The organism is Pseudomonas sp. RL_5y_Pfl2_73, assembly GCF_963970515.1.
Classification (GTDB): domain Bacteria; phylum Pseudomonadota; class Gammaproteobacteria; order Pseudomonadales; family Pseudomonadaceae; genus Aquipseudomonas.
Window position 1 is genome coordinate 1 of record NZ_CAXAPD010000067.1, and the last position, 5,111, is coordinate 5,111.

3 protein-coding genes are annotated in these 5,111 nt (G+C 59.6%); all 3 read right to left on the reverse strand.

What is annotated here, in order from left to right; all coding sequences use genetic code 11:
- Positions 1–3,215 (reverse strand): DUF6531 domain-containing protein (locus AACY42_RS27870; RefSeq protein WP_339483711.1); only part of this gene is annotated, 3,215 nt, incomplete at its 3' end.
- 51 nt (positions 3,216–3,266) lie between these two features.
- Positions 3,267–3,695, reverse strand: a complete 429-nt coding sequence (locus AACY42_RS27875) for a DcrB-related protein (RefSeq protein ID WP_339483712.1) — start codon at positions 3,693–3,695, stop codon at positions 3,267–3,269.
- Between the two features lie 46 nt (positions 3,696–3,741).
- A partial coding sequence (gene tssI / locus AACY42_RS27880; RefSeq protein WP_339483714.1) for a type VI secretion system tip protein TssI/VgrG occupies positions 3,742–5,111 on the reverse strand: 1,370 nt, incomplete at its 5' end.

A 5,111-nucleotide genomic window follows, 5' to 3' on the forward strand; every position in this document is an offset into this window, starting at 1 on the left:
TGGTAGTGCAGGGCCTTTTGGCTGAGGCGACCATTGCGGTCGTAGCGCGTGCGGGTCAACAGACTGCCTTGGGTGCGCAAGACCTCGTCATGCAGTTGATCGCGCTCGAAGTCGCTGATCACCCGGCTACCCAGGTTGATTTGATGCAGATGGCCGCTGCCGTAGTACAAATGGTTGAGCTGACGCTGATCGGGCAGGGTCAGGGTTTGCAGGTTGCCCAGTTCATCGTAGTCGTACTGCAACAGGCCGGCGCTATTGGTCTCGCTGAGCAGTTGGCCGAGGGCGTCGAAGGTGTAGTCGAGTCGCTGTTGGTCGCCTTGGTTATCGGTAAAACTGATCGCCAGCAGGTTGTCGGCATTGTCATAGGCATAATCGGTGACCCCATCGTCGGTGCGTTTGCGGATCAACCGTCCCAGGGCATCGCGCTCGAAGTGGTGTTGCAGCGGGGTGGGTGATTCGACGCTGTCCTTGCCGTCCAGATCGGGCTCGGCATTCGGTGCAGGAATATGGTGGATGCCGGTGACATCACCCAACGGGTTGTACTGATAAATACGTCCACTGCCATCCAGGTCCTGCTGGGCCAGCAGGCGGTCCAGCACGTCCCACTCGAAGCGGTAGTGTTCGCGGTTTTCATTACTCAGGTGCAGCAGGCGGCCATAGGCGTCGTAGCCAAACTCGACGCTGTGGCCGAGGGCATCGACCCGCTGGATCAGCCTGCCACTGCGGTCATAACGCAGGCGGGTGATGCGCTGGGCCGGGTCGGTGTAGGCGGTCAACTGGCCGGCGGCGTCGATGTCGTAGCGATCAATACGGCCGTCGGGGCGTTGGCTTTCGATCAGGTAGCCGCGGGCGTCATACCGATAGTGGGTATGCTCGCCGCGGGCGTTGATGGTTTCGCTGAGCAGGCCACGCCGATCATAGCGGTAGTGGGTCTCGTGGTTGGAGCAGTCACGGTAGTTGAGCAGTTGCCCGTGAACGTTCCAACGCAAATATTTGTGTTTGTCTAAAGGGTCGGTGATGCATTCGACCTGGCCCTGGGCGTTATACCGGTACTGGCTCTTTCGACCGAGAGGATCTTGCTCCCACAGCAGATTACCCTGGCCATCGTAACCGAAGCGTTGAGTGCGCCCGGCGCCATCGGTGATGCGCAGTGGCAACGCCCAGTGGCGGGTGTAGCGGATCCTTTCGCAGCGGCCCAGCGGGTCGCGGGTTTCGATCAGGCGGCCGAGTTCGTCGTAGCCGTATTGCCATTCGCCGCCCTGCGGGTCAATGCTCTTGAGCAGTTGGCCGCCCAGCACGTCTTCCTGCCAGCAGTGCCCCATGGGGTCGATGTGTTTGTAGATCTCATAGAAGGGCCCCCAGTAGTAATGGTCCTGGCGACCGAGGCTGTCGGTGACGTGGGTTTCGCCTTTTTCCAGGTCGTACTCGAAGCGATAGTCCTCGCCATCGCTGCCCCAATGGCGGATGACGCGCCACTCATGATCAGGTTGAGGTTCGAGCAGGGGCGGAAATTTGCAGAGGCTGCCGTCTGCGCGCACCGATTGAGGACGTTGTGCGGGAACTTCGAAACGTTGCCATTGATACTGTCGGGTCGCGCCGCTGGGCAGTGTATGGCTATCGAGGAAGCCTTGCGCCGTGTAAGTGAAGCGACGCAGGACTTGGCCTGTGGCATCGAGTACTTCCTGCAACTGGCCGCTTTGGGTGTAGCGATAGCTGGCAAGCACTTCGGTGTGTTCGATCCGGGGATCATTGCCAAGCTTGATGTAGAGTCGTTCCACTTGGCTGACCCGCTTCGGGTGCTGCGTGTCATAGCTCAGCCGAACGGTAGTTTGGCTCAAATCGTCGCACACGTAGTGCAGCCGGCCTGTTTGATCGTAGAGAAGCCCCAACGTGTTTAGGTTGCGATCGCCAAGTTTAATCAGGCGCGAGCGTTTCGGGTTGTGCGGGTCACTCTGGAAGACTTGGTAGAGACCGGTGTAGATGTCCTCCACCACGGTCTGCCCGTCTTCCAATTGAAAGAATGTCAGCCCATCGAGCACGCTGACAAAAGCATCACCTGCTTTGAGCCGACCCAGTTCCAGGCGGGTGCCTTCGTCGTCGACATAGATCCACAATTCGCCACCCTCGGGATGAGGCACACGCAGGATTTCCACTTCATAGGGCACGCTCCAGCCCATGCCGAACAAGCCGTCATTGCGTAGATCGTTACTGTCGTAGCCTCTGGCCCATTCAATAGGAAGCAAAGCAGGCAATGTGAAATCTTGATCCTCTGGACCACCCAGGACTTTACTTCCGGTCGAGACAATCACAGGGTTGCCCTTGCATCCCCCAATGCGCCACCACGGTTTGGGGCTGCCCTTCGGTCGCGGTCTGAGCTTGATTTTGCGCGAGATCAACATGCCGGCCACCATGCCGGTGAACTGCGCAATCTTGCTTTTGCCATTGCGGATATCCCGCACGGTCAGCGGCTCACCCCCGATGCGCACGTTGGGAGAGACATTGGCATCGCTGTCGATGGTTGCATCGCACGTGGTCTTGTCGCCGGCTCGGGCGGCCGGCTGTCCGTTGATGAACACCTTGCTGGACCCTTGCGCGATGTAGGTATCGGGCATAGGGGGATGGCGTTCGCAGGTGACCTTATCCTGGTCTGCTGGCTCTGTTCCCGGGGCTGCTGGTGTGGTGAGAGGAGGATTGAAGATGTCGTAGATCGCCATGCCCAGCCCGAGCACAGGTAAGAGCATGGGCGCGGCGGACATCGCCATTGCTCCGACATTGTCCAGAAATGACGGTTCTGCCTCCTCTTCGGAGGCGTCCGCGCCGCTGCCTCCTGTGCTGCGCCCTGCGGCCCGAGCTGCGGCCTTTCCGTTGACGCGGGTGTCTTGCGAGCCGCTTTCAATCTTGCCGAATGGCTCTGCCGGGAACACGCTGTTGGCAAGGGATTCACCCCCGCCGGTGATGGCTTCACCGGTGCTCTTGTCACCGATGGGAATCATGCTGGCACCGCCTACCAGTGCTCCAGCAATCACAGGGACGAGGACGGCCGCCGCACCGCCCGTGCCCACCACCGCGACAACGGTGCCGGCAATCGCCGCCGCAACGAGAGCGGTCGCGGCGGCGTAGACAACCGCTTCTGCCAATGCACTCATCAGTTCGGCAGCCAGTGGTGGGTGAAGGATCGCGTCTCCTTCCCTGGCGGCATGGACGTTCTGCGCCATTGGTGTGTGCTCCTTGCTGTGGCGTGTATGCAAATGGATTGAGTGGCCTGATCAGGAAAAGAGCAGGCTGTCTTTGATCACGCGCCAATGGCTGATATCTGCCTCGGTAAGCGCGCTGTGTTTGCTGTAGTTCAGGACCAGCAGGCGTTGTTGCCCAGGCAGTTGGCAGGCCAACTGGAGCTGATACATAGGCTGATTTCCGTGCGTGAACTGGAGTGCTGCTTCACGACCTTCGACTTGCTTGTCTTTCCCAATAAAAACGGTCACGGGATCAGTGCAGGTCAACGCGGTGAGCCGTTTGTGCAGCAAGTCCAGTTGAAATGTGTAGGCATCATCCAGGGTCTGGTGTTCTGGTAGCGCGCTACGAGCGATGACCAAGGTGGTTTGCCGCTCGCGAAACTGGAGCATGTTCAGTGTTGTGTCTTCGGGCATCTCATCGCCGAGGTCGACGTTGAGATCCTGAGTCAGGTATCTGGCCATTCAGGTGTTCCTTAGCTGGGGAAGTGCAGGTCAGTCATCAGAGGTCTCAGCCCTCCTGAAAATGGCTGTTGACCTCATTTTTGAGCGCGCTGGCATCTCGTCCGTCAGCGGAGGCGGCAGCAGTGCCGCCTTCCACGTTGAGATCCAGCATGCCGTCGGGGGTGTTGATCTGGCCGGACTGCAATCCGGTGATGTTGAAGTTCTCGCAGGTGATATTCAGCGTGCCGTTGGCCTGCAGTTCGATCACCGTCTTGCCGCATTTCAGGCGTAAAGCGTTGCCCACTTCGACGGTGTATTCGTTGGCGATCGAGTCACTTTTGCTGCCGCCTACTTTCAGCGTGTCATTGGCCTTCACCACCCGCATGCGGGTGCGGCCCACGGTGATGGTTTCGTCCTGGCCCACCTGGCTGTTTCGGTCAGCGCCAATCGATTGGGTCTGGTTGTTCTTGACCACTGTGTTCTGGTCTTTCTGAGCATGGACAAACACCTCTTCCTGCCCCAACTCATCCTCAAAGCGCAGTTCATTAAAACCTTCGCCCTTATGGGTTCGGCTCTTGATAGTCATCCGCGTCTTGTGCTTGGGCAGCTCATACGGAGGCAGATTGGTCTGTCGGTAGGCGCGCCCCGTGGCAATGGGTTGGTCAGGGTCGCCATCCAGATAGCTGATGATCAATTCCTGACCTACACGGGGAATCGCCATCGCCCCCCAGGTCGCGCCCGCCCAGCCCTGGGCCACACGAATCCAGCACGAACTCTGATCGTTGTTTTTATCCGAACGATCCCACGGGAACTGCACTTTCACCCGTCCCCATTCATCGCAATAAATCTCTTCCCCCGGTGGCCCAACCACCGTGGCGATCTGCGGGCCGTCGATGCAGGGTTTGTCACGCAACGGCGCCTTCCAATCCGAGGTCCAGCGGATGGCGCTGGCCTTCAACGAGTAAGCCGTACCGAGGCCGCTACCAAACGATTCTTCCTGCAAGCTGGTGTGCTGTTTGCCTTCGTGCTGGATGGCGATGGTGCGCCAGCGGTCGTTGAAGTCTTCGCGTGGATGATCGTTGAGGTCGAACGCCAACCCCGGTTGCAGGCGCGCGTCGTCGCCTTCCAGATGGGCCAGCTTGGCGTCGTTGCGCAGCGCGGCCAGCCGCGTCTTGGTAAAGGGCTTGCCGGCGATGTCGCGCTTGTAGCGCCCGGGATAGTTGTAGCGTTCGTAGTCCTTGTGTTGGTTGTTCAGGTCCTGGTCGCCGGTGGCGGTGTGCTGCTGGTTGTAGCGCGGATGGGTGAAGGTATAGTCGCGCTGCACCTGCACGGCGGTGCGCACCTGTTCGGTGTAGTGGAAGCGGGTCAGTGCCGGTTCCGGGGCATCGCCGCCACTCATGGGTTGGTAGATCACTGGGCAATCGGTGTGGGTGCCGA

What these genes read in the sequence shown, in the direction of transcription:
- AACY42_RS27875 (WP_339483712.1), bottom strand. Translation starts at nt 3,695, where the DNA reads ATGGCCAGATACCTGACTCAGGATCTCAACGTCGACCTCGGCGATGAG.